Raw genomic sequence first — 23,276 nt, forward strand, 5'->3', positions numbered from 1 at the left:
ATCGGGCCTTTGGCGTCAGGCAGAGGCTGGATCCCCGGTCCCGACGGAAGAATCAACTGAGCAAAAATCAACCAGGCGAACCGCTTCTAGCGGTCCACCCGGGCGAATTCTTGTCGATTTGCAGGCCGGTTTACAGATGCAAGCTTGTGCGAGACCCCAACTCGGCAAGCGAGCCGCCAATGTCCGTAAACTGAAGCCCAAGGTTCGTGCGGCGTCCCGGCCGTCGAGCCTTACTTCTTTTTGGCCTTGTTGAACCCGCCCAGCACGAAAAGGCTGGCGTCGATGTCCTTGATGTGGCTTGACGAGCTGCCCTTGGCAAATTTGATGAAGCCCATAAAACTCCCCCGGTAGAAAATAATCGTCCAAATCAAAACGTGGGAACAATCTTGCGTGCTGGCGTCAAAGAATCAAGACGCAACTTGATCATACACAGCTTTGGCGAGCGAACCCGTATTCGCACGTGCTTTGCAGCCGGTCTCGCGCTCCTTGTGTATCGGTGACAGCCAGGGCCGGTCGATCGGCAGCATCGGCTGCCCTCGCGCGCAGCACGATGCGGATCGCGGAAGCTTCGTTTCGCTTTACCTTGATTCGAATCGTGAGTTTCCAGCATCTCCCGCTGTCGCTATGAGTGCGGCTTGATTATTCGAGCGCGCGCCATGCATTCCGTTGCCCTGCTGACCGCCAGCTACGCCAAGGATATCGAGCGCTTTTCGCTGCTCAGCGAGAGCATCGACACCTGGCTCTCGGGATACACGCGGCATTATGTTCTCGTTAACGATGAGGACGTGCCGCTGTTCGAGCGGTTCGCTTCCGACAAGCGCGTCATCGTTCCGGCCTCGCGTTACCTGCCGAAATGGCTCTGGGCGTTGCCCCCGGCGCTCCAGTTCATCAGCAAGCGGCGCGTCTGGCTGTCGCTGCTGTCGTCGCCCGTCCATGGCTGGCACATCCAGCAGATCCTGAAGATCGCCGGCGTCCTCAACGCGCCGGAGCAGCGCGTCTGCATCCTGGATTCGGACAATCTTTTCTTTCGTGAATTCGACGTCGGTCAATATGCCGGCGCTGAGAAGACGCCGCTGTTCGTCACGCGCCGCGGGATCGACGCCGATCACCCCTTGCATGTCCTGTGGCTCCGCACCGTCGACCAGCTCCTCGGCGTGAAGGACAGGTCCTTCCCCGCGGACGACTATGTCGGCAACGCGCTGGTCTGGGACAAGGACACCGCGCGTGCGATGACCGACGCGATCAAGTCGGCGACGGGACTGAACTGGGTCCTGGCGCTGTGCCGGAAGAAGAAGTTCTCGGAATATCTGCTCTATGGCCATTTCGTCGCGAGCTCGTCCGCGCATCTGGCCACCCACCGGGTCACGGAAGACAGCATCGCCGTCTCGCATTGGGACGACACCCGGCTCGACCGCCCGGCGATCGAAGCGATGATGGGTGCCGCCTCGCCCGAGCAGGTCGCGCTCTGCATCCAGTCCTATTCGTCGACCTCGGTCGACGACATCCGCGACGTGTTCCGCCTCAGCTCGCGCGATCGCCGCGCTCCGAGCCTGTCTCCTGAAGATATGGGAGCCGCAGCCGAATTCGAATTACCGACGAAGACGCGCTAAGGCCGCGTCCTCAAACGTCCCTCGTGAACTTGCTGATCACGTCCATGAACGGCTTCGGCTTGAACTCGCCGTCGAGCGGCAAAGGGCGGTTGGGCTGCTTGTCCGCGCGGGCAAAGGTGCCGTTGATCCAGCTGTAACGGTCCGAGAGGCCCCAGGTCAGGATCGAACGCACCGGGCCGCTGGTCGAGATCGCGGTCAAGAGATCATCGACGCGCTTGGCGACGACGACGTCGCGCTCCGCCGGGGTCCCCGTCAGCTTCTGGTCGTCGACGTCGAGCTCGGTGACGAGCACATCGAGACCCCAGGAGCGCAGCTCGGTGACGAATTCGGCAAGCCCGTGCGTGTCGATCTCGAGCTCGGCGTGCAGATGCGATTGCAGGCCCACGGCGTGCAGCGGCACGCCCTGGTCGAGCAGGTCCATGATGAGAGTGCGGTAAGCCGCGCGCTTCGCAATGAACGAGTCCTTCGCCGACTCGATGTCATATTCGTTGATCGCAAGCTTCACGAAAGGATCGGCCGCGGCGGCGGTGCGGAAGGCCAGCGGAATCCAGCCGTTGCCCAGATGCTGCGTCCAGAACGTGTCGCGCCGGTCTTTCGGGCTGCGGGGATTGTCCGGGATCGGCTCGTTGACCACGTCCCACGACGTCAGCTTGTCCTTGTAATAGGAAACGACGGTGCCGATGTGATCGACGTAGGCGCGCTCGACGCCTTTGGAATCCTTGATCTGCTTGGTCCAGTCCGGAATGTCGTGATACCAGGCGAGCGCATGGCCGCGCATCGTCAGATCGTTCTGCCGGGCGAAATCCAGGATCGCATCGGCGCGTTCGAAGGCGAAGGTGTGCGCGTTCGGACGGAGCATCGGCCATTTCAGCTCGAGCACCGGAACCACCTGCGTGCAATAGGTGCTGATGGCTTCGCCGAGCCGCGGATCGGCCTGCAGGTCCCAGAGCGTGGCCGCGGCGCCAAATCCCGGTCGGCGCTGGGCGAGCTTCGACGCCGGCGCCGCGGACGCCGATGTGCCCGCCGCGAGTGCGGCAGCGCTGCCGAGGAGAAATTCGCGTCTGTCGAGCCTGGTCACGGCATTCCTTTGGGAACCAATGCGCCAACGTACCAAGCGGCGCCTCGCGATGCGGGGGTTTTGCTTTGTTGGGTTAACCTTTGCCATCGACGAGTCATCGTTGCGTTCGGCGGTCGCGCCCTTCCGATCAGGGAAGGGCAAATTTAACGCTAACCGACGAAATCCCGGGGGCTGTCTCATTCGCCGCCCGATTTGCAGACTTATGTGACACTCTTGAGCGATGCTGCAGCGCAATTCGCCCGTCCCGCCAAGGTCCAATTGATCAACGGCCGTCACACTCGCAACCATGTTGCCGGTCCCGTGCTCGCATGCTGAACCGCCATTTCTCGATTTACCTCGTCGCCTACATCCTGCCCGCGGCGGTGGGCTTCTTCGCCGTCACGGCTTACACGCGGCTGCTGACGCCGGCGGAGTACGGCGTCTATGTCGTCGGCATCAGCCTGGCCGGCATTCTCGGCGCGATCTTCTTTGCCTGGATCAAGCTGTCGGTGTCGCGCTATCAGGCGATGTCGGCCGAGGTGGATTTTCGCGGCACGGCGATGGTCGCCTTCGCGCTCACCGTTGCAGTGCTCTGCGCCACCACGCCGCTGGTCTTCCTGTTCCGCAGCGACGTCAGTGTCGGGCTGCTGCTCGCCAGCATGTTCGTCGCGATCACGGCGAATGCCGTCGATGTCGGCCAGGAGTTCGAACGCGCCAAATTGCGTCCCTATAGGTTCGCGGCGATCTCGATCGTGCGCAGCGTGGCCAGCGTCGGCTTTGGCCTGCTCGGCATCTGGCTCGGCTGGGGTGGATTGGGACTGCTGGCCGCGTTCGGCCTGGGGTCGCTCACCGGGATCATCCTCAATCTGATCGGCGACCGCACCAGGATCGCACGATTCCAGCGCAGCCAGTTCATGCAGCTCGCGCGCTACGGCTTGCCGCTGACGCTGGCCGGATTGTCCGTCGCGGTTTATTCGGCCTGCGACCGGCTCATCGTCGCTTATCTGCTGGGCAAGGACGCCGCCGGCATCTTCGGCGTTGCCGCCGATCTGCCGCGCCAGTTCATGGTCATGATCGCCTCCAGCGTCGCCGCGGCGACCGTGCCGCTGGTGTTCCGGTCATTGTCGGAGAAAAACGACGAGACGACGCGGGAGCGGCTGACCGAGAGCCTCGAACTTCTGCTCGTCGTCGTCGCGCCCGTCGCGGTCTGGCTTGCGCTTGCAGCAGACCAGGTCGCCGGCACGCTGGTCGGCGTCGACTTCCGCGCCGGCGTGTCGGCGCTGCTGCCGATCCTGGTGCTCGCGCGCTTCTTCGGCATCGCCAATCAATTCTACGTGCAGATCAGCTTCCAGCTCGCCGAGCGGCCTTTCATGCTCGCGGCGCAATCGTTCCTCACGCTGGTGGTCAGCGTGGCGTTGATGTTCGCGCTGGTCTCCGGTTACGGCCTCCACGGTGCGGCGCTGGCGACGCTCGCGACCGAAGCGATCGGCTTCGTCGTGGCCGTCGTCCTGATGCAGCGCGCCCATCCCGTGCCGTTCGACTTCAATCGCCTCGCTGGCGTTGCCGTCGCCGCTGCGGCGATGGCAGCTGCGATCCTCGTTGCACGATCGCAGGCCAACGGCACCGGCCTCGTATCGCTTGTGGTCGTGAGCCTCGCCGGCGGGCTCGCTTATGCCGCTGCGGCGTGGCTTCTCAACGTCGCGAACGTTCGCACGCTGTCGCTGCGTGTTCTGCGAACCTTCAATCGGAAGGCACTGGGCGTCTAGCCGCGATGTCCGACCAGGCCGTCGGGCCGGGCCCCGGGTGGGAACTTCGCTCCAGCTGAGCAATATTGACCAGTAACTTCGGACCCGGCGGCTCATGCTGGGGTCATCACCGCCCTTATCGGTATCTATCGGTGACTGGGAGTGCTGTCACGCTCCCGCCAGGCCTCGAGGGTGAATCGCATGCATGTGCAACATTCCCGCTCATCCGGTCCGCCATCTGCATCAAGCCTGCAGCCGCGCTGTCCCAGGTGCGGCGAACACATGACCTTGGCGAGGATGCCCGGCTCGCCCGCGTTTGACATCGGAACGTTCGCATGCGCCGGCTGCCATCAACTGCGCACCGCCATGGTCGAAGCCGATCCGATGACATCGGCCGCGGTTCTCTGGTTCGCCAGTTACGATCTGAGGCCGCCGACCTGAACGAGGGCCACCGATTGGAGGACCTGGAAGAATACATCCACCGCGAAAACCTGAGAAGCTTCAGAAGGCGGCTCGATCTGGCCAAAGACGACGCCCGGCGGCTATGGCTCCTGGAGCGGCTGGCCGAGGAAGAGGCGAGGGGCCGGGATGCGTCCCGATAGGTGGTTGCCGGCGGGCGAGTTGGTCGGCCATACGCTCGACGCCTCGGGTGCCGACAAGCGTCTCGACCGGGACAGCGAAGCGCTGCTCTCCGTCCAGGGGCCGCCGGAATCTGACGAGCCCGGAAACCGTCCCGCACAGCAAACCGTCCCGCACAGCAAAGGCAGCCATCTATTGCAGCGGCGACCGCCTCCCGGTCGCAGCATCGTAGACCAGGATTTGCAACATCGGGAACCTGCCGAGCAACTCGCCCCCGGCTGCTCGGGCAGCCGTTTCGCTGTCGTAACGGGTCTTGAAGTGACCATCGACCACAAGGGAGAAGCCATCGGCCGGTGCTACGTCGGCCCTTTGAATGGCTCTCGGCTCGATCTCGTCGACTTGCGTGGTCGGCGTTTTCATGGAGTACCTTCATATCGTTGCGGAGACGGCACGAGGCGTTCCTGCCTCCAACCGCTTCAGTCGTCCCTCACGATCTCAGGCTTGTCATACAAGACCGCGTTCAGGAGGGAGTTGTGAACTTCGATCTTGCCGTTGTAAGTGATGAAACCGAGCTTGCGGAACTTGTTCATGAAGAAGCTGACCCGGGAGCGGGTTGTTCCGATCATCTCCGCGAGCGTCTCCTGGCTGACCTGCACCGCGATGGGCTGAGTGGCGCCATCCTTGCCAAAATTCGCCAGGAGCAGCAGCAGACGCGCAAGCCGCTTCTCGCTCGAATTGAACAACTGGTCGATCAGGTCTTCCTCGATGCGGCTGTTTCGACTGAGCAGATAGCCCATGAACAACTCGGAGAACTTTGGTTCGCCCTTGAGCACCGCGAGCATCGCTGATTTCGCGATGGACGTGATCACACATTGTTCCATCGCCACCGTTGTCGAAATTCGCAAGGGATGGCCGTTCAGGCAACCCTCACCGAAGAATTGTCCGGGTTCCATGATTCCGACCACGGCTTCCTTGCCCTGCTCGGATATGACCAGAACCTTGATCTTCCCCGACTGGATGTAGAAGACCGTGTCCGCGGCGTCGCCTTGCGAGAACACGACCTGGTTCTTGTCGAGTTTCAATATGGCTTTGCCCTCGCCGACCTTGGCGAGAAAGAGCTTTGGATCGAACGCGCTTTTCGCCGCTTTTGGCATGACGTCGTCAAGAACCTGATGGAGAGAGCTTCAGCTTAGCAGGGCCGGCGCCGGGCGCGTTAGGCAAATCTTGCTTCCGCCCTCCGGCCCGCCGGTGATCCCGGCCAAACACTTGTGGCGGCGGCTCGGCCGCCTCGCCATATCGCTCGCCTGCGCTCAATGCCGTACGACCGTCTGATGCCGGTCCTTCATGAGTGCGGCATCCAGCTCCGTCTGGCTGATCGAGAAGGACTGGATCAGCAGTTGGGAGGCAGATGTCGCGGGCGTCTGAAGCAGCGTCGCCACGCGCCGATAAGCGATCCGCGACAACCCTTCGATCTGCTCGTCGTCAGCGAGCACGACATATTCACCTGCGGGCTGTGAGCCTTCCAGGCCCTGAAGAACGAAGGGATTGGCGAACGAAACGGTGGTCCGCGTAGTTCTGATGGGCAATGTGAGATCTCCTGGACGAACCTGCAGAGGTATCAGCCGCGTCACTTGTCGATCCGGCTCGTCGCGCAGGTCGGAGGCGGTCGTCAGAGACACTATCGGCTGGCTCGCCCTGCTTCCGAGCAGAATTGCTCAGCTTTGGAGGAATGGTCCGCAATTAATAGTGAGCCGCGCGCCGATCACACGACCGGCTCTGAGCTGTTTTGCACATCATCCGCCCTTGCTCAGGTCTAGTCTGACCGGTGGCGGAACACCGCTTGGTCGTCCGTTGGTGAGGATGTGAACATGAATCTATCTGGTGAAAGCCTTTTCGTCATATTGGCCGTGGGCATCGCGGCCGGTTGGCTTGCGGGCCGGATCGTCATGGGCACGCGCTTGGGCCTGGTCGGCGATCTCGTCGTGGGCATAGCAGGCGCCTTCATTGCGAGCTGGATATTTCCGCAACTGGGAATCCATCTCGGTTCCGGCATGGTTTCGCAGATCATCGACGCCGCGGTCGGCGCGGTGTTGCTGCTCATGATCGTGGCGCTCGTCCGCGGACGGAGCCGATGGAGCGGACAATGGGGCGGCGTTTGGCGCAAACGCTGGTAGGCGCGCTTCGCGAGAATCGGCCTGGAACGAACGTCGCCGGGGCTACTTGGTGATAGCGACCGGATTTGATGCCCACTCATCATATCCGATGATTGGCGGCCCCGGTTCGCACCCCCGTGCTGGGGCCGCTTCCTCGTGCGTTCGGGTTCGGCTGTCAATTGGCTGATCTCATCGGATCTTCAATGGATATTCTGTGGAGGTGCCCGCACTTGGAGCATTCGAAGATTCGCAGATTGCGACCGTCGCCGCCTGCCCCGACGTGGGTCAGCATCATGCGGCTCTGGCACGCCGGGCAGAGTGGCCGGGGTATCGGAATCAACGACGGTTCTGGACGAGCATAAATCTCGGACATATGAAGCTCCTGCCCATATGGTGGGGTATGCTGCACCCGAAGCCGTCGCCGATGACAACCGATTCGCCGGCTGAGACGCCGTGAGCATGCCGCGCCCGCGCCTCAGCCTCTGTTCAATATTGCTCACGCTTTCGGAAAATCTCCGGCCGGTCGGCGAATGCGTCCGCGCGCCCCTTCCGATCTCACTCGCAGTGTGCCAAAGGGGGCAGGCAGATTCCGCGGTAACGCCGGCTCCCGGCGTGAGCAATATTGCTCAGCGGCACAACCGGGCAGGGTTCAATATGAAAGCGTGCGGGCACCACCTCGGAGCTGCTGCCGGAGACGTCGCGTCGGCGTTCGTGCTTCTTCGGCGGACATGTTCGGGAGCGGACCAGATATGACTCAAAGGACGCCGGACATCCGCGCATCGGCGCAGTTGCTCGCCCGTTATCGCGAGCCCGACAGCGCGCGCGGTGGCCTCGAACTGGCGATCACGGCGGGACCGCTCCTTATCATCTGGGCTTTGATCTGGGCCGCGCTTGACCACGGCTATTGGTTTGCCCTGCTGCTCGAGGTGCCCGCGGCGGGTTTGCTGGTCCGCCTCTTCATGATCCAGCACGATTGCGGACACGGCTCTTTCTTCCGCGGCCGCGTTGCGAACGATTGGGTCGGCCGAGCCATCGGTGTGGTGACACTGACGCCATACCACTACTGGCGGCATAACCATGCACGCCATCATGCGAATTCCGGCAATCTCGATCACAGGGGCTTGGGCGACATCGACACGTTGACGGTGCGCGAGTTTCGTGGGCAGTCGCGATGGGGTCGGATGCTATATCGCCTGTATCGACATCCGATCGTGATGTTTGGCGTGGGTCCCACGTATCTGTTCATCTTGAAGCATCGATTGCCGGTAGGGCTGATGCGTGGCGGCTGGAAGCCCTGGTTGAGTACAATGGGCACGAACGTCGCGATTGCAGTCCTCGTCACCGCGATGATCCTGCTGGTCGGTTGGGGGCCATTCATGCTGATACACCTGCCGATCATCGTTCTGGCGGCGTCGATCGGCGTCTGGCTGTTCTACGTCCAGCACCAGTTCGAGCACACCTACTGGTCCCACGACGAGAGCTGGAATTTTCACGACGCTGCGCTGCACGGCAGCTCCCACTACCAATTGCCGGCTGTCCTGCGCTGGTTCACGGCAAATATCGGTGTCCACCACATCCATCATCTTTGCAGCCGAATTCCCTGCTATCGCTTGCCGGACGTGTTGCGCGACCATCCGCAGCTCGCCGGCGTCGGACGGATTACGCTGCTCCAGAGCTTGCGGACTGTGCGGCTGACCTTGTGGGATGAGGAGCGGTTGCAACTCATCTCCTTTGGAGAGGCAGCTCTGACCTCAACCGCCTCGCCGGCGTTGGCCTCGTCTGAGCCGCGGCGGCGTCCTGGCTGAAACGTCGCGAATGTGGGCGCCCCGTAGTTGCGCCCGCAGCCGACGGTCGGTCGCCATGGCGGCGTATGCGGCGCCTGTGATCTCATTGTGACCTGTAGCGCGCTCGGTTCCGCCACGGCGCGGACATCCGGGATTGCGCCATCTCCAAGGCGGACATTCTGACGCAGCGTCCAGCCGCAAGCTCCGGGCCAGCTTTAGCCGTGGCCACCCTTTCTCCCTTGCGGGCTGTCGTATATGAGAGATTTGTCGCCCCGACGCGCCGGATGTTCCCGCAAGCGGCTTGGAAGGGCGGCTGTGATTTCTTAATGCAAAGATCGCAATCTGACACGTGATCGGCACAGGCAGACCGGCATTTCGACCGAGGATGGCATGAAAAACCGACTGACAACGGCGCAACCCACCATGACGATGCGGCGTTGGGGTCCTCCCGGAATTGTGACATTGGCGTTGGTCGCATTGGCGGCGGCGGCCCCCGTCACCGCGGCCAAGCAGGCGCGCCAGCCGGCCGAGGCGGTCGCCCCGCGCGAGGCCGGTGAGCCGATCATGGCGATCGTGTCGATCAAGAGCCAGCAGGTCACCTTCTACGACGCCGACGGCTGGATCCTGCGGGCTCCTGTCTCGACCGGCACGACCGGGCGCGAGACGCCGGCCGGCGTCTTCGCCGTCGTCGAGAAGGACAAGGACCACCACTCGACCATGTATGACGATGCCTGGATGCCGAACATGCAGCGCATCACCTGGAACGGCATCGCGCTGCATGGCGGGCCGCTGCCCGGCTATGCCGCCTCGCATGGTTGCGTGCGGATGCCCTTCGGCTTCGCCGAGGGCCTGTTCGACAAGACCAATATCGGCATGCGGGTGATCATCTCGCCTAACGACGCGGCCCCGATCGATTTCACCCATCCCTCGCTGTTCGTGCCGAAGCGGGAGGCCATTGAGGCGGCGCCGCGCCGCATCGACAAGCTGTCCGGCGAGGCCGAGGAGGCGATCCGCGCCGCCGACGAGACCAAGAAGGCCGCCGCGGTCGCGGCGAAGGAGGCCGCAGCGCTTCCCGCCTCGCTGCGCAAGCTGGAACAGCAAAAATCGCGCGCCGACGCCGAGCTCGCTTTCGCCGACAAACAGCTCGCCGCCGCAAAGACCGATCCGGCTCGCGCCAAGGCCGAGGAGCTCAAGCAGAAGGTCGCCGCCAAGGCCGCCGATGCGGCAAGCCAGCTCGATGCCGCCAAGGCCGCCGCGCAGCCGAAGCGCGATGCCGTCGCCGCCACCAAGGAAGCTGCCAAGCTCGCGGCGACCAAGAAGAGCGAAGCCGTCAAGGCTGCGACCGACGCAAAGCTCGCGCTCGAGCCTGTCTCGGTCTTCATCAGCCGCGCGACACAGAAGCTCTATGTGCGGCGGAACACGCACAAGCCGGCGCCGGACGGCGGCGGCGAGGTGTTCGACACCAGCATCGAGGTTCCCGTCACGATCCGCAATCCCGACCAGCCGCTCGGCACGCATATCTTCACGGCAATGGCGAAGAACGATACCGGCCTGCGCTGGAGCGTCGTCACGATCGAGAACGGCGACGACGCCAAGGACGCACTCGATCGCATCACCATCCCCCAGGACGTGTGGGATCGCATCGGGCCGACCGCGTTGCCGCGCTCGTCGATCGTCATCTCGGACGAGCCGTTGAGTGCCGAAACCAACTATCGGACCGAGTTCGTGGCGGTGCTGAGCAACCAGCCGCAGGGTGGCTTCATCACCCGCAAGCCGACCGCGCCTCCAATGGATGTTGCGGACGACGACGGCTGGGGCAATGGCGGCAACGGTTTTGGCTTCTTCTTCCAGCAGCGCGACCCGAACCCGCAACCCGTCAATCCGCGCCGGCGTGGCCAGTATCAGTACTATCAATCGACGCAGCCGATGCAACGGAGCTGGTGGTAGGATCCGCGGCTTGGTGCGCCGTGCCGAAATCCGCTGCTAAATGCGCGCCTCGATCACGATAGCCTGAATCTTGCCCTCGATCGGTCCGGACCCATGGCGGGCTCGGATCGCCTCGGCAACGAGGTCCGTTGCAGCCTGAAGCTTGCTGCCGTCTCGTGCCTCGATCTCGCTGCGCAGCGGCGTGCCCTGGCAGAGCGCGATCGCGGCGTAGTCTGGCGACGGCGCGTGGGCCAGCTCGGATCGCGTTTCGATCGATATGTCACGGAAGCCCGCGCCTTCGAGGTCGGATCTGATGACGTCCTTGTCGTAATAGCCGTGCGGGGTCCGGACCATGAAGCGGGGTGGATCTTCGGGAAACATTTTTCCGAGCGCGACCGTGGCGTCGTGCGTGAGCGAATTGTCCTCGATGCGATCCCAGACGTTGAACACGAAGGTGCCATCGCCCTTCAGGACGCGCTTCACGTCCCCGTAGGCCTTGATCCGGTCCGGAAAGAACATGGCGCCGAACTGGCAGCAGACGACGTCGAATTCGGCGTCGCCAAATGGCAGGGCCATTGCATCCGCCTGGCGCCAGGTGATTCGATCATCATCCGCCTGACGATGCGCCGCGACCGCAAGCATCGGCTCGTTCAGATCGGTGGCGACATAACGGATGCCGCGCGGCAACGCCGCCGCCACGGCGCGCGTCACCGCACCGGTGCCGGCTGCGATTTCGAGCAGCACGGAAGGAGAGCGGGCGGCGATACGTCTTGCGAGGTCCTCGGCGTAGACGGCGAAGATCATCGGGACGAGATATTCGTCGTAGAGCTTCGGGATCGAGCCGGCAAAAACCTTGTCAGTGCTGGACATGCTTGCCTCGCTGAAGGTTCGGACACGAAGCTCGTATTACCATGGATTGCCGTCTACCGCGCCAGCAGCGCCGTGAACCCCGCCGGCTCCTGCATCGCCTTGCGCGCTTCGAGCGACATCGGCTCGTAGCGGCTGCCGTTGAAGATGCTGAGCCGGCTTCGACGCCATTTGACCCGGCATAGCAGCCTTCGGGCGTGTAGCTGACGTAGCCGTCGTCGCCGAAGCGATGGCCGAATTGCCCATCACCAGCGCCATGCGGCGAATGCCACAATCGGCTGAAAGACAAGCGCCAAGATGCTGAGAACAGCGCTGAGAACAAAGAGATAAAAAAACTTCATCACGGCCCCCAAGCCGGGATATTCAAAACGTCAATGAGAATATCCGACCGGGGCCGCAATACAATTTCTATTTGATTTCGTCCGGCGCTCCCAACCGGTGATCGGTTCTAGGATTTCGCCCCACCGACCTCACGGATCGGCCGTGTGCCGTCCCAGTTCATCGCCGCCTGCCGGACTTTTTCGAAGAACGGTCCCTTGCTGCCGCTGACGTCGGATATCTCGATCACGGTCCCCGGATGGGCCTGCGTGTCGAAATAGGCAAAGCGCCCCTTCTCGCCGCCGATCTGGCCTTCATGGCCGATCCTGTAGCCGAGCCCGATCGCCCTGTCGTAGAGCGCCTGGTAGTCGTGGCTCCAGTAGGACATGTGCTGGAGGCCTTCGTGACCGGCGTCCAAAAACTCCTTGTACAGCGAGGGTGCGTCGTTGCGCTGCTGGATCAGCTCGATCTGGAGGTCGCCGGAATTGGCCAGCGCGATGCTCATCTCGACCGCGGAATCCCGGCCGCGATGGCGGAACCAGTCGGTCTTGACGCGGTCCATGTAGTACCAGGGACCGACGCCCATCACCTCGTTCCAGTGCTTCATCGCGGCGTGAATGTCCCGCACGACATATCCGTTCTGGCGCACCGCGCCGAAGATGCGGCTCATGCTCGCGCTCCTCTCGTCGCCTCGTTCACCTGACTTCGATGCCTGCGTCCATGGCAACCTGCTTCCAGGCCGCGATATCGCGTGCGTTGATGTCGCGCTGCTCCCCGCCGGAGACGAATTGCGGTGTGATGCCGAGCGCAAGCAGCTTGTTCATTATCTCGGCATCGCCGAGCGCGTCCTTCAGGGCCGCCGACAGTTTTTTCGCGATCAAAATTGCTCTCCGCTTCTTCCGGGAGCAGAGTTTGAAACGCGTGGCGAAACGAATGACCGCGCATGTGGTTGACTAGCGAACGATCGTTCGTTAGTCAACCTTGTATGGCTGTCCCCACCCTCAGTGCGGCGCAAGCGGTTGCGCCGACGACCCGCGAGCGCATCCTCTCCGAGGCGCTCAATCTGTTCGCGCAGAGCGGCTATGGCGGCGCCTCGATGCGCGAGCTCGCGCGCCGCGTCGGCGTCCGCGAGAGCAGCCTCTACAATCATTTCGCCGGCAAGGCCGCGATCCTGGAAGCGATCGTTGCCGAGCACGGCCCGGCGAGTTCGGCGAGCCGGCTGGAACAAGCGCGCTACAGGCAGCTCGCGCGCCAGCCTGCTGCGTTCTGCCGGCAGTTTGCATTTGACCTGGTCGAGCAATGGTCCGATCCCCGCGAACACCAGTTCCAGAAAGTCATCACCGCCGAGCGAAACCGCGTGCCCGGCATCCGCGCCAAGTTCGCCGATCATTTTTACGCGCGCGAGCAGAGCATGATGACGGATTATTTTCGCGGCTTCGCGCTTGCCGGCCTGGTCTCGACGTCCGATCCGCGCGAGACCTCGCGGCTGTTCGCGGCCGGCCTCATCTACATCCGCCTCGAGCATTACGTGATGGGGGCGGCGCCGTCGCCGCGGCCGAAGGTGATCGAGGCGATCGACCGGTATCTCGCCTTCTTCCTGTCGCTGATCGCGGCGGATGGCGGGACGCACGTCAACAAGAAACGAAAAGCCAAGGGAGAGACGCGTGGCAAGGCTGCCCCTGATTGATCCGGAGACGACCAGCGGCGATATCCGCGCCTCGTTCGACCGCATGCCGGTCAAGCTCAACATCTTTCGCATGATGGCCCATGCCGAGGCCAACATGATCCCGGCGATGCGGCTCGGCAATTCGATCCTGCACAAGCAGAAGCTCGGCGCGGTCAACCGCGAGCTGTTGATCCTCCAGGCCGCCCAGCTGGAAGGCGGCGCCTATGAATGGCGCCAGCACGTGCCGATCGCGCTTGGCGTCGGCTGCACGCAGGCACAGATCGATGCGGTCGAGCGCGCTGACTATGACGCCAACGCATTGAACGAAGCCGAGCGTGCGCTGCTCAAATTCGGCCGCGACGTCGTCGAGAATGTCCGCGTGGGCGAAGCGACCTTCGCCGCCGCTCGCAGGCACTTCAGCGACCAGGAGATCGTCGAAGCCATCGTCACGCTCGGCTTCTACATGATGATGGCGCGTCTCACCGAAGCCACCGAGACCGATCTCGATCCCGCAGCCGGCATGAAGGTCTATGACGCCGGCAAGAAGCCGGGCCGCTGAGATGGCGGAAACCGAGAGCAAGCCGGACCGCTACGTCCGACCGCCGAGCGCGGAGTCACTGGGCGAGGCGCCGGGCAGGGGACGCCTCAAAGGCCGCCGCATCCTGATCGTCGGCGGCGGCCAGCGCGTGTTCGACGCCGCCACCGATCCGATCGGCAACGGCCGCGCCATGAGCATTCTTTGCGCTCGCGAAGGCGCGAAGGTCGCCGTCGCCGATCTCAACCGCACCTCCGCCCAGCAGACAGTCAAGCACATCATCGATGAAGGCGGTGAGGGTTTTGCCATCGCGGCGGACGTCACGAGCGAGGCTGACGTTCAGCGCATGATCGAGGAAGCTCACCGGGCTATGGGCGGCCTCGACGGCATGGTGCTGAACATCGGCACCTTCGGCAAGGTCGGGCTCGATGCCGTCAGCCCCGAGGAGTGGAATGGGATTTACGACGTCAACGTCCGCGGTCCCATGCTGTGCTGCCGCGCGGCCATGCCGAGATTCGACAACGGCGGCGCCATCGTCTTCATCTCCTCGATCGCCGCGCTGAAGGCCGGCTCGCAGATGGCGGTATACGATTCCTCCAAGGCCGCACTCGGCGGCCTCATGCGCAACATCGCCCATCTCGGAGCGCGCCGCGGCATCCGTGCCAATCTCGTCTATCCCGGCCTCGTCGACACCCCCAACGGCCGCGAGGCCGGCGCCGGCCGCCCCAATCGCGGCAAGGGCCACGTCCCCTTCGGCCGCCAGGCCACCGCATGGGAGATCGCCTACGCCGTGCTGTTCTTTCTCTCGGATGAAAGCGTCTATGTCACTGCGCAGACACTCGCGGTCGATAGCGGGCTGAGCGGGATGTGAGGCGGCATCCTATCGCTCGGGCGACAGCGCCCGGCCGAGCAGATGGTCGAGCGAGACCCGCCCCGGCCCGTAGGCCATGATGCCGAGCGCCATTGCGGCCCAGGTGATGTGCACCGGCCAGCCGTCGGGCACGGTGAGTTCGACGATGACAGTCATGAATAGCAGTCCAAGGGCGGCGAACCGAGTGCCGAGTCCGAGGATCAGCAGAATCGGGAACATGATCTCGCCGCACCCTGACAGGAAGGCCATCACCGTCGGCGCCGGATAATGATAGGGGCCGCCCGGCAGATGCAGCATGAATTCGTCGGTGAACAGCGTCACTGCGGTGTCGTTGAGCTGCAGGAAGCCGCCCCATTTGAGAATGCCGGAGCGCCAGAACGGCACCGCCAGTGCGACGCGCAGCACGAGCTGGACGATCGACGGCGATGCGATGGTCTTCACCAGATCATTGGCCCTCTCGATGAGCAGCCTGATAGCCGGTGGGTTGCCGCCTGCAGACAGGCGTTGATCCGCGATCATCGTGGGTCTCCAGAGGCAATTGAGCTGAATGCGCCGGCTTCGATCAGGCCGGCGATGTTCGAGGCGATGTCGAAACCGGGCGATGCCTCCAGCGCCGACACCGCGGCCTCGCCGAGCGGCTGGCCCGACATCAGACCGGTCGCGAAGACCGCGCCGCCCGGCGGAAGGTGCCGGACGGTGACGTCGAATTCTGCGCGCGTGATCAACGCGTCCTCCGGCGTCGATGCGTCGATGTGTTCGAAGGGCGCCGTATCGCGGTTGGCAGCAAAGATGGTCACCGCCGAGAATCGCGACCGCACGATGTGCGCCGCCGGGTGAGGCGCTAGGACGAGATCGGCCAACCGGTCGGGCGCGACAGCGGAAAGCTGTGCCGGCGCGAGCGGCGCGGCGTCGCGCGCGTGATATGCGTCGAGCCAGGCCCGCTCGATGCGGGCGACGTCGGCGAGCCACGGCATCGTCTGCGCATGTTCGTAGGCCTCGATGAAAGCCGGAAAGTCGCGGCCATAGTCGAACAGCAGCGGCGAGGTCGGCGGCGTCTGGCGAACATGGAAGCGCGCCATGGCGCGGAAGAAGTCGGGGCCGGTGATGCGCTGCACCGCCGGATAGATCGCGGCGACAGCGTCGATCAGGCTGACCGTGACGTTGTTGCGGTAGACGTCGTAGCGTTTGCCGCCCGCCTTGCCGTTCGGGCCGGTCACCGCCGCAGGCACACCGCGCGCCGGATCGAGCAGCGCCGGCGCGAAGGTCGCGGCAAAGGACAGATCCTGCTCAGGCGGCATGACGATCTCCGGTTGGCGCGGGTTGATTGCAGCGGTCGAGGATCGCCTGCGCGGCGGCGGCTTCCGCCCGCAGGATCGGCCAGTCCGGGATGTTGCTGTCCCACTCGATCAGCGTCGGCACGGCGCCGCGGCGCCGGACGACGATCTCGTAGAGCTTCCACACGGCGTCCGCGACCGGGCCGTCATGGCTGTCGATCAGCAGCAGATCGCCTTCGTCGTCAGCCTGCCCGGCGTGGCCGGCGAGGTGGATTTCCCCGACGAAGGACAGCGGAAAATCGGCGAGATAGTCGAGGGCCGAGAATCCATGATTGGTCGCGGAGACGAACACGTTGTTGACGTCGAGCAGCAGGCCGCAGCCGGTGCGTTCGGCAACGGCGCGGATGAAGTCGGTCTCGCTCATCGAGGATTCGCGGAAGGCGACATAGGTGGAGGGGTTTTCCAGCAGCAGCGGGCGGCGGATCGCGTCCTGCACCTGATCGATGTGATCGCAGACGTTCCGGAGCGTTGCTGCGGTGTAGGGCAGCGGCAACAGATCGTTGAAGAAGCTGGTCTCATGCGTCGACCAGGCGAGATGTTCGGACACCAGCGCGGGCTGGTAGCGCGCCACCAGTCCGCGAAAGCGGGCCAGATGCGCCTTGTCGAGCGGCTGGGGTCCGCCGATCGACATGCAGACGCCGTGCAGTGACAGCGGATGATCGCGACGGATCGCCTCCAGCGCGCGGTGGGGCGGACCGCCCGCGCCCATGTAGTTCTCGGCGTGGACCTCGAAGAAGCCGCGTTGCCGTTCCGCGCCCAGGATCGCCTGAAGATGTTCGGGCTTGAAGCTCGTCCCGGCGACGCCGCCGATTGGCGCGGAATAGCGGAGGGGCACCGCAGACATGTCAGGCGCGATTGCCGTCGTCATGGTTTCTCTCCGCTCTTCCCTGTTGTCGTGGTGGTCGCGACGCGCAGCGCGTCAGACCGGCTTGAGCGAGCCCTTCTTGCCGCCCGGCAGCTCGATGCTGGCGCAGGTGCCGCCCTGGACGAATTTCCAGGCGTTGCCCTGGAAGTCGGTGGTCGAGGTGCCCTGGCAGGTCGTGCCCGGTCCGGCCGCGCAATCGTTCTGGCCCTTCAGGGCGACGCCGAAGCATTTTTCCTTCTTGGCGGCGATGGCCGCATCGGCCTCGGCCTTGGTGAGCGGGCCGGCAGCGGCGAGGGTGGCAAGGGCGGTCGACATCGCGCCGGCGAGAACGAACGTCGTGACGACATGCTTGGCAGACATTGGAGTTTCTCCTGTTCGAGATGGCATCGCCTGGCAGGCGAAGGCGCATGGTTCCGTTCGCTCCGCGCACAGCCCGCGTTACCGCGAAGCTGCTCACGAAGCCGTGAGACCGCTTGGATCGGCGCACCACAGGTGCGCTTGGGCCGGGATTTGCGGGCAAGCGGCCGTTCAAATCCAATGCCGTGGCGCTATCGACTCATTAGCGGGAGAGCATTGGTGGCGGTTGGTCGCGCCTGCCAGAGGTAACGAACGGCGGAAGCCTGCGTAAAGCGATGACAGGAGCCGCGCCCGGCCAAGAGCGGAAACAGCCATGAATGTCGATCCCGGACGCCGACTTCGCGCGATCGCCAGGTTGACGGTCAGCATCCGCCTTGCCGTTTCGGCGCTGGTGCTGACCGCGATCCTGCTGACGGCGGCGCTTTCGAGCCTGCTATGGTGGCGCACGGCGGAAGCGGCCAGCCGCCAGCTCGCCTCGACCATCAACGAGCAGATCGTGGCTGCGGTGCGCAAGGAGGTCTCTGCCATCGTGGACGAGGCGCGCGCCGCGCACACTGCGATCCGTACCCTGTTCCTGCAGAACGTGCTCGACACCCGCGAGGCCGACAAGCGCGAATTCGTGTTCCTGTCGCAATTGCAGTCGCAGGCGACGATCTCATGGGTCGCCTTCGGTTGGCCCGACGGCTCCTTCTTCGCCGCGCACAAGCTCGGCGACCGCCGCCTGGAGATGATGGAGATCTCGCTGACCGATCATGCCGGCCAGCGCCGCGTCGACGAATACGACGTGGTGCCCGGCGACATCGAATTCGCCAATCGCCGCTTCGAGCCGACCGATTTCCGTGTCGCCGAGCGCGCCTGGTTCAAGACCGGGCTGGCGGCCGAGGAACCGCAATGGTTCAAGGTCATGGACCATCCGACCGGCGAGCGGCCGTCGATCGCCTTCGCCGGCCCGATCGATGTCTACCAGGAGCGGCAGGGCGTCCTGGCCATCGTCATCGAGTACACCAGGCTCGCACGCTTCCTGGCGCAGCTCGAGGTCGGACGCACGGGAACGGCTTTCATCATCGATAGCAGCGGCGAGTTGGTCGCAGCCCCCGACAGGGACGCCGACGAGCTGCATGCCGCGAAGAGCGATACCAGATTGCTGCCGCTGGCGCAGATGGCGCACGCGAAGGCGGGCGAGGACGGCCGCAAGGAAGCCTGGCGAAGTCGGCTGACGTCGGCCGGCGGGGCCTACGAAGTCGCGCTCACGCCGTTGCCGTTTCCCGGCTGGTCGCTGGCGACCGTGATCCCCGAGGCCGAGTTCCTCGGTCCGGTCGAGACGACATTGCACCGCCTGATCCTCGGCCTTGCCGTCGGCGCCGTGCTCGCAGCATTGGCCTCGGCGTGGCTGGCACGCTCCGTCATCGCGGCGCCGCTGTCGCGCGTCGTCGGCGAGCTTCGCCATGTCGAGGCCTTCGCGCTGGAGCAGGTCCGGCGCCATCCGTCGCGGCTCAAGGAGATCGCGAGCCTATCGGGCGCGATCGCCGAGATGGCGGCCGGCCTGTCCGCGTTCCGCAAATTCATCCCGGCCGATCTCGTCCGCGCCCTGCTGCGCCAGGGCGTCGAGGCCCGGCCCGGCGGCAGCATCCAGGAGCTCAGCGTGATGTTCGTCGACATCGCCGGCTTCACCGGGCTGTCCGAGCGGCTCGGCGATCGCGTGGTACCGCTGCTTTCGCGCTATCTCGACCTCGCCTCCGAGGCCGTGGTCGCCAATGGCGGCACCATCGACAAATTCATCGGCGACGCCGTGATGGCGTTCTGGGGCGCGCCGCAGCCGCAGGCCGACCACGCGCTGCGCTGCTGCCGCGCGGCGCTCGGCTGCCGCAGCGCGATCGCGGCGTCGGGCCTTGCCGACGATCTCGGCCAGCCGCTCCAGATCCGGATCGGGATCAACTCCGGCCGCATGCTGGTCGGCAATATCGGCTCGGAGCTGCGCCTGAACTACACCGTGATCGGCGATGCCGTGAACGTCGCGAGCCGCCTCGAGGGCGCCAACAAATCCTACGGCACGCAAATCCTCATTGGCGAAGCGACCGAACGTCTCGCGCGCGGCGCCATCATCGCGCGCGAGATCGACAGCATCGCCGTGTATGGACGTGAGGAGGGTTTTCCGGTCTATGAATTGATCGGACTTGCCGGTGAGAGCGGCGGTGAGACGCTCGATTGGATCGTCCGCTACGAACAGGGCCTTGCCAACTATCGCGCACGCCGATTTGCCGCAGCACTCGCCGATTTCGAAGCCGTGCTCAGCGAACGCGGCCATGATCGACCGGCCGAACTCATGCGCGAGCGCTGTCGGCAGTTCCTCGCCGACGCGCCCGATGCGTCATGGCGTCCGGTCGCGGCGCTGACGACGAAGTAGTCGGAATATCCGGAACAGGTTGCCGCACGACGTGGGTGGTCGGCGGGGCTCCGCAATCCCGTTCAGGGTTGAGCATCCTTGGCCACCACGAGATTCAGATTGCACGTCATAGCCAATCCGCCTAATACAATTGGACAAATGAACAAATAGCATGGTCGAATACCGAAAGGTGGGCCATGGAGGAACGGTGCCCTGGGCGTGCAGCGCGCGAGGGTGGCCAAGGATGGTAGCGCAGCATGTCGCATACGAACGCATTTGGCCTGGCGGGTGTCATCGGCATGCCGGTCGCGCATTCGCGTTCGCCCGTCATTCATAATTACTGGCTGAAGGCGCACGGCATCCGCGGAACCTACGTGCCGCTCGCGGTCGAGCCGGAGCGGCTCGAGGACGCGCTCCGCGGACTTGTCGCGCTCGGCTTTCGCGGCTGCAACGTCACCATGCCGCACAAGCAGACGGCGATGAAGCTGCTCGACCGCGTCAACGAGACGGCGACCCGCATCGGCGCCGTCAACACCATCGTCGTCGAGGAGGACGGCACGCTCTCCGGCTTCAACAATGACGGCAACGGCTTCGTTCAGAGCCTGCGCGACGCCAGGGCCGGTTGGCGCGGCTACGCCGGGCCGATCCTGCTGCTGGGTGCGGGCGGCGCATCGCGCGCGGTGGTCGTGGCGCTGCTGGAGAACGGCGCGCGCGAGATTCGCATCGCCAACCGCACGGCGGAGAAGGCGCAGGCGCTTGCAAACGATTTCGGCTCCGCCGTCAGCACCGTTGCCTGGGACGACCGCGGCGCCGCGCTCGGCGACGTCGCACTGCTCGTCAATTGCACCGATCGCGGCATGGTCGGCAAGGGTGCGCTCGAGATCGACCTGTCGCGGCTCAAGCCTGAAACGCTCGCCGCGGATCTCATCTACACGCCGCTGGAGACGCCGTTCCTGGCCGAGGCCCGCGCCCGCGGCTGCACCACGGTGAATGGGCTCGGCCTCCTGCTCAACCAGGCCCGGCTCGCCTTCAAGGCCTGGTTCGGTGTCTTGCCCGACGTGACGCCAGAGCTGATCAAGGCCATCGAGGCGACATTCTGATCCGGACGCTGGGGAGTTTCGCGCCATGACACTGCCGGCGTCCCCCAAAATCGACTGCCACATCCACGCCATCGATCCCGTTCGCTTTCCCTATTCCGATGACACGCCGTACCGTCCGAGCGGGCAGGAGATCGCACCGGCGGCGCAGCTCATCCGCGTGTTCGACGCCTTCGACGTCAGGCACGCGCTCGTCGTCGCGACCAACACCGGTTACGGCAGCGACAGCCGCATCCTGCTCGACACGCTGAAGCAGGGTGGCGGCCGGTTCAGGGGTGTGGCCGTGGTCGAGAACGACGTCGGCATCGAGGAGCTCGAACGATTGAAAGCCGCGGGCGTCGTCGGCGTTGCCTTCAACGTGCCGTTCCACGGTGCCGACCATTATCGCCATACGGCACCGCTGCTGGCGAAGCTGGCGAGCCTCGGCCTGTTTCTCCAGGTCCAGGTCGAGCAGGACCAATTGCTCGCGCTGCTGCCGCTGATCGAGGCATCGTCGGTGCGCCTCGTGATCGACCATTGCGGCCGGCCCTCGGTCGCGCAGGGCCTGAACGGAAAAGCCTTTCAGGCGCTGCTGGCGATCGGCCGCGAGCGTGACGCGCACGTAAAACTGTCCGGCACTTACAAATTCTCGCAGCAGCCGCACCCCTATGCGGACACCTGGCCGTTCATCGCCGCGCTCGTTGAGGCCTTCACGCTCGATCGCTGCGTCTGGGGCTCGGACTATCCGTTCCTGCGCGCGGCGGAACGGCTCGACTACGGGCCGCTGCTCGCGCTGCTGACGAAACTGTTTCCGGACGCGAGCGACCAGCACCGCCTGCTGTGGCGAACGCCGGCACGGCTGCTCGGCTTCGGCGACACGACAGATCGATCATAAAAAGCAAGCAAAGGGGAGGAGGACGTCATGAGGAATCTTGCAGCGCCGGTCGTCGTGGCGATTGCAGCTGCGCTATCTGCAGGTGGCGCGCAGGCGCAGAGCACAGTCTACATCCCCGACGTTATCGAGCTCTCCGGCCCCGGTGCCGTCTCCGGCACCAATTGGCGCGACGGCGTCGCGCTCGCCGTCGACGAGATCAATGCTGCCGGCGGCATTCTCGGCCGGAAGATCCAGACCGAGCATCTCGACACCCAGAGCAATCCCGGCGTCTCGCGCGCACAGGTGCAGAAGGTTCTGGACAGGGATCCCTATGTCGTGCTCGGGCCGATCTATTCCGGTTCGGTCAAGGTCAACATGGCGCTGACGCAGGCCGCCGAGATCCCGCAGATCGTCGGCGCCGAGGCCGCCGACATCACCACGCAGGGCAATCCCTGGATCTTCCGCACCGCCTTCGGCCAGCAATTCTCGATGCCGAAGATCGCCAACTATCTCCACGACAAGCTCAAGGTGAAGACGGTCGCGCTGGTCTGGGTCAACAATGATTTCGGCAAGGGTGGCCACGACAATTTCGTCAAGGAGATGAAGGCGCGCAACGTCGAGATCGCGGCCGATATCTCCACCGAGCAGGGCCAGGTCGATTTCGGCTCCGACGTGATCAAGCTGAAGGGCGCCAAGGCCGACGCCGTGTTCGTCTACACCAACGAGGAGGAAAGCGCCCGCTTCCTGATCGAGGCGAAGCGGCAAGGCCTGTCGACGCCGCTGTTCGGCGAGACCACGCTGCTCAGCCAGAAGGTGGTCGAGCTCGCCGGCCCCGCCGCCAACGGCGTGCGTGGCCATGTCGGCCTGTCCGCCGATGCGCCGGTGCCGGCGATCGAGGAATTCACGAACAAGTTCACCGCGCGCTACAAGTACCGGCCCGACCACAACGGCATCAAGGGCTACACCGCCGTCTATCTCGTCAAATACGTCACCGAAAGGATCGGTAAGTTCGACAGCAAGGCTTTCGGCGCGGCCATGAAGGGGCTGACGCTGACGCCCGACAAGGCGCCCGGCATGCTGATGGAAACAAGCTGGGACCAGAACGGCGACATCGACCGCGCCAGTTTCCTCGCCGAGATCGTCGACGGCAAGCAGAAGATCGTCGAGACCTTGCCGAAGCTGAAGGGTGGCAAAGGCGAGTAAGCGATCGGTAGCTCGTAGCCCGGATTGCACTTCGCGCGATCCGGGCTACGATCCTGCGTGCTTGATACGCAAC

Annotated in this window: 24 protein-coding genes; 13 read left to right on the plus strand and 11 right to left on the minus strand. The window is 64.4% G+C overall.

Features of this window, described 5'->3' with window-relative positions:
* Positions 1–656 precede the first annotated feature (656 nt).
* Positions 657–1,610, plus strand: a complete 954-nt coding sequence (locus JQ572_RS04600; protein ID WP_211381764.1) for a DUF6492 family protein — start codon at positions 657–659, stop codon at positions 1,608–1,610.
* A gap of 10 nt (positions 1,611–1,620) precedes the next feature.
* Here JQ572_RS04600 and JQ572_RS04605 read toward each other — a convergent pair whose 3' ends face one another.
* Positions 1,621–2,688: an endo-1,4-beta-xylanase gene (locus JQ572_RS04605; RefSeq protein ID WP_211381765.1), complete on the minus strand. Its 1,068-nt coding sequence runs from the start codon at positions 2,686–2,688 to the stop codon at positions 1,621–1,623.
* Positions 2,689–2,996: 308 nt separating this feature from the next.
* On the opposite strand from JQ572_RS04605, the gene JQ572_RS04610 reads away from it, so the two are divergent.
* Positions 2,997–4,433, plus strand: a complete 1,437-nt coding sequence (locus JQ572_RS04610; RefSeq protein ID WP_211381766.1) for a lipopolysaccharide biosynthesis protein — start codon at positions 2,997–2,999, stop codon at positions 4,431–4,433.
* Positions 4,434–4,747: 314 nt separating this feature from the next.
* A complete protein-coding gene (locus JQ572_RS04615; RefSeq protein ID WP_211381767.1) occupies positions 4,748–5,014 on the plus strand; it encodes a hypothetical protein in 267 nt (88 codons plus the stop codon).
* A 169-nt stretch (positions 5,015–5,183) separates the two neighbouring features.
* On the opposite strand, the gene JQ572_RS04620 is transcribed toward JQ572_RS04615, so the two are convergent.
* From JQ572_RS04620 to JQ572_RS04630, 3 genes are all read right to left on the minus strand, one after another.
* Positions 5,184–5,411: a hypothetical protein gene (locus JQ572_RS04620; protein ID WP_211381768.1), complete on the minus strand. Its 228-nt coding sequence runs from the start codon at positions 5,409–5,411 to the stop codon at positions 5,184–5,186.
* A 56-nt stretch (positions 5,412–5,467) separates the two neighbouring features.
* Positions 5,468–6,145: a Crp/Fnr family transcriptional regulator gene (locus JQ572_RS04625; protein ID WP_211381769.1), complete on the minus strand. Its 678-nt coding sequence runs from the start codon at positions 6,143–6,145 to the stop codon at positions 5,468–5,470.
* A 156-nt stretch (positions 6,146–6,301) separates the two neighbouring features.
* Positions 6,302–6,577 (minus strand): hypothetical protein, encoded by a 276-nt coding sequence (locus JQ572_RS04630; RefSeq protein WP_211381770.1) that lies wholly within the window; start codon positions 6,575–6,577, stop codon positions 6,302–6,304.
* Positions 6,578–6,859: 282 nt separating this feature from the next.
* Between JQ572_RS04630 and JQ572_RS04635 the strand changes: the two genes are divergently transcribed.
* The 3 genes from JQ572_RS04635 (at position 6,860) to JQ572_RS04645 (ending at position 10,875) form a co-directional block, all read left to right on the plus strand.
* A complete protein-coding gene (locus tag JQ572_RS04635) occupies positions 6,860–7,165 on the plus strand; it encodes a GlsB/YeaQ/YmgE family stress response membrane protein (protein ID WP_211381771.1) in 306 nt (101 codons plus the stop codon).
* Between the two features lie 728 nt (positions 7,166–7,893).
* Complete coding sequence (locus tag JQ572_RS04640) at positions 7,894–8,949, plus strand: fatty acid desaturase (RefSeq protein WP_211381772.1); 1,056 nt, start codon at positions 7,894–7,896, stop codon at positions 8,947–8,949.
* 369 nt (positions 8,950–9,318) lie between these two features.
* Entirely contained in the window at positions 9,319–10,875 is a 1,557-nt protein-coding gene (locus tag JQ572_RS04645) for a L,D-transpeptidase (protein ID WP_211381773.1), read from the plus strand.
* A gap of 36 nt (positions 10,876–10,911) precedes the next feature.
* Here JQ572_RS04645 and JQ572_RS04650 read toward each other — a convergent pair whose 3' ends face one another.
* The 3 genes from JQ572_RS04650 to JQ572_RS04660 form a co-directional block, all read right to left on the minus strand.
* The gene (locus tag JQ572_RS04650) at positions 10,912–11,724 is read right to left on the minus strand and encodes a class I SAM-dependent methyltransferase (RefSeq protein WP_211381774.1); all 813 of its coding nucleotides are present in this window, start codon (positions 11,722–11,724) and stop codon (positions 10,912–10,914) included.
* Between the two features lie 445 nt (positions 11,725–12,169).
* Positions 12,170–12,709, minus strand: coding sequence for a VOC family protein (locus tag JQ572_RS04655; RefSeq protein WP_211381775.1), 540 nt, complete (start codon positions 12,707–12,709; stop codon positions 12,170–12,172).
* Positions 12,710–12,734: 25 nt separating this feature from the next.
* The gene (locus tag JQ572_RS04660) at positions 12,735–12,920 is read right to left on the minus strand and encodes a hypothetical protein (protein ID WP_249128818.1); all 186 of its coding nucleotides are present in this window, start codon (positions 12,918–12,920) and stop codon (positions 12,735–12,737) included.
* A gap of 104 nt (positions 12,921–13,024) precedes the next feature.
* Between JQ572_RS04660 and JQ572_RS04665 the strand changes: the two genes are divergently transcribed.
* Genes JQ572_RS04665 through JQ572_RS04675 form a run of 3 tightly spaced genes read left to right on the plus strand, consistent with a single transcriptional unit; the run spans position 13,025 to position 15,111 of the window.
* Complete coding sequence (locus JQ572_RS04665) at positions 13,025–13,726, plus strand: TetR/AcrR family transcriptional regulator (protein ID WP_211381776.1); 702 nt, start codon at positions 13,025–13,027, stop codon at positions 13,724–13,726.
* The gene (locus JQ572_RS04670) at positions 13,704–14,264 is read left to right on the plus strand and encodes a carboxymuconolactone decarboxylase family protein (RefSeq protein ID WP_211381777.1); all 561 of its coding nucleotides are present in this window, start codon (positions 13,704–13,706) and stop codon (positions 14,262–14,264) included. Before JQ572_RS04665 ends, JQ572_RS04670 begins: the two co-directional genes overlap by 23 nt.
* A gap of 1 nt (position 14,265) precedes the next feature.
* Complete coding sequence (locus JQ572_RS04675) at positions 14,266–15,111, plus strand: SDR family NAD(P)-dependent oxidoreductase (protein ID WP_211381778.1); 846 nt, start codon at positions 14,266–14,268, stop codon at positions 15,109–15,111.
* A 9-nt stretch (positions 15,112–15,120) separates the two neighbouring features.
* Here the strand turns inward: JQ572_RS04675 and JQ572_RS04680 are convergent, their stop codons facing one another.
* From JQ572_RS04680 to JQ572_RS04695, 4 genes are read right to left on the minus strand one after another with little or no spacing between them, the layout of a single operon-like run.
* Entirely contained in the window at positions 15,121–15,630 is a 510-nt protein-coding gene (locus JQ572_RS04680) for a DoxX family protein (protein ID WP_211381779.1), read from the minus strand.
* Positions 15,627–16,409, minus strand: coding sequence for an HvfC/BufC N-terminal domain-containing protein (locus JQ572_RS04685; protein WP_211381780.1), 783 nt, complete (start codon positions 16,407–16,409; stop codon positions 15,627–15,629). Before JQ572_RS04685 ends, JQ572_RS04680 begins: the two co-directional genes overlap by 4 nt.
* Complete coding sequence (gene bufB, locus JQ572_RS04690; protein WP_211381781.1) at positions 16,399–17,313, minus strand: MNIO family bufferin maturase; 915 nt, start codon at positions 17,311–17,313, stop codon at positions 16,399–16,401. The genes JQ572_RS04685 and bufB overlap by 11 nt, the downstream gene beginning before the upstream one ends.
* 51 nt (positions 17,314–17,364) lie before the next feature.
* Positions 17,365–17,670 (minus strand): BufA1 family periplasmic bufferin-type metallophore, encoded by a 306-nt coding sequence (locus JQ572_RS04695; protein WP_211381782.1) that lies wholly within the window; start codon positions 17,668–17,670, stop codon positions 17,365–17,367.
* Positions 17,671–17,980: 310 nt separating this feature from the next.
* On the opposite strand from JQ572_RS04695, the gene JQ572_RS04700 reads away from it, so the two are divergent.
* From JQ572_RS04700 to JQ572_RS04715, 4 genes are all read left to right on the plus strand, one after another.
* Positions 17,981–20,071, plus strand: a complete 2,091-nt coding sequence (locus JQ572_RS04700; protein ID WP_211381783.1) for an adenylate/guanylate cyclase domain-containing protein — start codon at positions 17,981–17,983, stop codon at positions 20,069–20,071.
* 236 nt (positions 20,072–20,307) lie between these two features.
* Positions 20,308–21,150, plus strand: a complete 843-nt coding sequence (locus JQ572_RS04705) for a shikimate dehydrogenase (RefSeq protein ID WP_211381784.1) — start codon at positions 20,308–20,310, stop codon at positions 21,148–21,150.
* A 25-nt stretch (positions 21,151–21,175) separates the two neighbouring features.
* Positions 21,176–22,021, plus strand: coding sequence for an amidohydrolase family protein (locus JQ572_RS04710; RefSeq protein ID WP_211381785.1), 846 nt, complete (start codon positions 21,176–21,178; stop codon positions 22,019–22,021).
* Positions 22,022–22,048: 27 nt separating this feature from the next.
* Positions 22,049–23,203 (plus strand): ABC transporter substrate-binding protein, encoded by a 1,155-nt coding sequence (locus tag JQ572_RS04715; RefSeq protein ID WP_211381786.1) that lies wholly within the window; start codon positions 22,049–22,051, stop codon positions 23,201–23,203.
* Positions 23,204–23,276 lie beyond the last annotated feature (73 nt).

Origin of the sequence: Bradyrhizobium sp. SZCCT0153 (genome assembly GCF_018129995.1) — a bacterium.
Taxonomy (GTDB): Bacteria; Pseudomonadota; Alphaproteobacteria; order Rhizobiales; family Xanthobacteraceae; genus Bradyrhizobium; species Bradyrhizobium japonicum_G.